The sequence below is a fragment of the Armatimonas sp. genome (genome assembly GCF_043760365.1).
Classification (GTDB): domain Bacteria; phylum Armatimonadota; class Armatimonadia; order Armatimonadales; family Armatimonadaceae; genus Armatimonas.
In genome coordinates this window covers 1-2,108 of sequence record NZ_JAYUPA010000200.1, presented here as the reverse complement: position 1 = coordinate 2,108, position 2,108 = coordinate 1, and the positions used below count along the sequence as shown (strand labels likewise).

The window sequence follows — 2,108 nt, the reverse complement described above, 5'->3', positions numbered from 1 at the left end:
TGCCCAACGTGCCCTGGTCCGGTAAAGTAACCTCGGGAGCGCTCACGGGGAGTGAAGTGACGCTCACGATTGACTCTAGTGGCACTGATGGCACTCTGGCGATCGGCAACCAGTTCAATCAGCCTGTCACATTGACCTCTAATTTCGGTATGGTGACGATTAGCAATGCGAACGTCTCGATCACCGGATTCCCAGAGATGGGCTCCAGCTCGGTAGAGATCAATCAAGCGACACTCAACATGGGCGCCAGCAGCGGAACGCTTTACTTGCTACGGGCGAACTCTCAGGGACTCGTTGTTCCCGATCTGGCCGATGCCAACCGGGCATCTCTTGAGATTCTGCCTCCTGATTTCTTTGGAGAGTTTCTCAGTATTAGCGGGCGTGGTGGGCGGCTGGGTTTCCAGCATGATATTCCTGCCCCCAGCCGGGAGCTTCCTCGCTTCAACCTGATCACCGGTCAGCTTGCCTTCAATGACATGGTCGTCTCCACAGTCATGACCTTTGCTCCTACTCCTGACAGAGACGGCAGCTTCCGCTTCGATCTGGTCGGTGACACGGGCCATTCTGGCGGCTTGCTCCTGGTGATGAGAGGGAGTTTTCTGCCCGGTGTGGAGCGCGTGAGCCTGGGCACGATGCGGGGAACCTACAAGCTCCTCGCGCCACGAAATGTCCTCACCGATTCGGGGCGCTTCGCAATGACCCAAGTTGCCTAAGCGCTAAGGCTGCTCCCGGTTCCTTGAAATGGAGCAAGTGAGATCACACTTTTTTTAAGGAACACGCACGAGAGGGGTGTGGTAAAATACCCCTCCTCATGCCACAGATCATTGTTGAGAACCTGGTTAAGCACTTCACAGTAGCCGAAGGCGGCTTTCTACGCCGCCAGAGCCGCACTGTAAAAGCGCTCGATGGCATCTCGCTGGCAATTGAGCCGGGTGAGGTTGTCGGTTATATCGGCCCCAATGGCGCGGGCAAGTCTACCACCGTTAAGATCCTCTCCGGTATTCTCGTGCCCGACAGTGGCACCGTCACCGTGAGCGGACGCGTCCCCTGGCGTGAGCGTCAGGCTCATGTCGCTCGAATCGGGGTGGTGTTCGGGCAGCGCAGCCAGCTCTGGTGGGATCTGCCGGTATCTGAGTCGTTTATGCTACTTCGGGAGATCTACGCTGTCCCCGAGAAGCAGCATGCCCAAACGCAAGCCGAGCTGGTCGAGAAGCTCGATATTGGCAGCTTTCTCACCACGCCTGTGCGCCAGCTCAGCCTGGGCCAGCGCATGCGCTGCGAGCTGGCTGCAAGTTTGCTCCACCGCCCGGAGATCTTGTTTTTAGATGAGCCCACAATCGGACTCGACGCCATTAGCAAGCTCGCCGTCCGTGAGTTTATCGGGCGGCTGGCCCACGAGCACGGTGTCACCGTGCTGCTCACGACCCATGACATGGATGATATCGAGGCGCTCTGCTCACGGGTTTTAGTGATCGGAAATGGCAAGATTCTTTTGGACGGCCCCCTCGAAGCCCTGCGCCAGCAAGTCACCAAAGAGCGCTGGCTGGTGATTGAGACGCCCAAGCCCGATGCGCTCACTTCCCTGAACCTCGATATTTTGCGCACCGAGGGCGAGCGCGTCACGCTGCGCTTCGACCCCGAGAAGACACCTGTCGCCGAGCTGATCGCCCAACTCAGCCAGAGCATTCCTATCCGTGATCTTTTTGTGCAGAACCCACCGATTGAGGAGATCATCGCGCGGTTCTACGGAACCCAGTCGTGAGAGCCTATCTTGCGATCTTTACGGCACGGCTCAAGATGCTCTTGCAGTACCGTGCGGCGGCGTGGGCGGGCGCGGGGACACAGCTCTTCTTTGGGGCGGCGCTGGTGGCGATGCGGCAGGCGTTCTATCACAGTAGCCATGCCGTCCCGCCGCTCCCCGAGGCGCAGATGATCACCTACTCCTGGCTCACACAGGCATTCTTCGCCCTCTCGCCCTTCACCTCCAACCCTGACCCGGAAGTGCGCACCATGATGCGCGATGGAACCGTCGCCTACGAGCTGGCGCGCCCCCTGGATCTCTACACGCTCTGGTTCACCCGAAACGCTGCAAATAGAGTGGCTCCCAC

Annotated in this window: 2 protein-coding genes and 1 pseudogene; all 3 read left to right on the top strand. The window is 59.0% G+C overall.

The genetic code is table 11. The annotated features are described in order from the left end of the window. The coding region (locus ACH2EH_RS04885) for a hypothetical protein (RefSeq protein WP_395139489.1) at nucleotides 1-713 on the top strand (713 nt) is incomplete at its 5' end. 98 nt (nucleotides 714-811) lie between these two features. Continuing rightward, on the top strand, nucleotides 812-1,762 hold the full coding sequence (locus tag ACH2EH_RS04880) for an ATP-binding cassette domain-containing protein (RefSeq protein WP_395139487.1): 951 nt from the start codon (nucleotides 812-814) through the stop codon (nucleotides 1,760-1,762). Further along, nucleotides 1,759-2,108: pseudogene (locus ACH2EH_RS04875) on the top strand (ABC transporter permease); the annotation flags it as partial. The gene ACH2EH_RS04880 and the pseudogene ACH2EH_RS04875, both read left to right, overlap by 4 nt.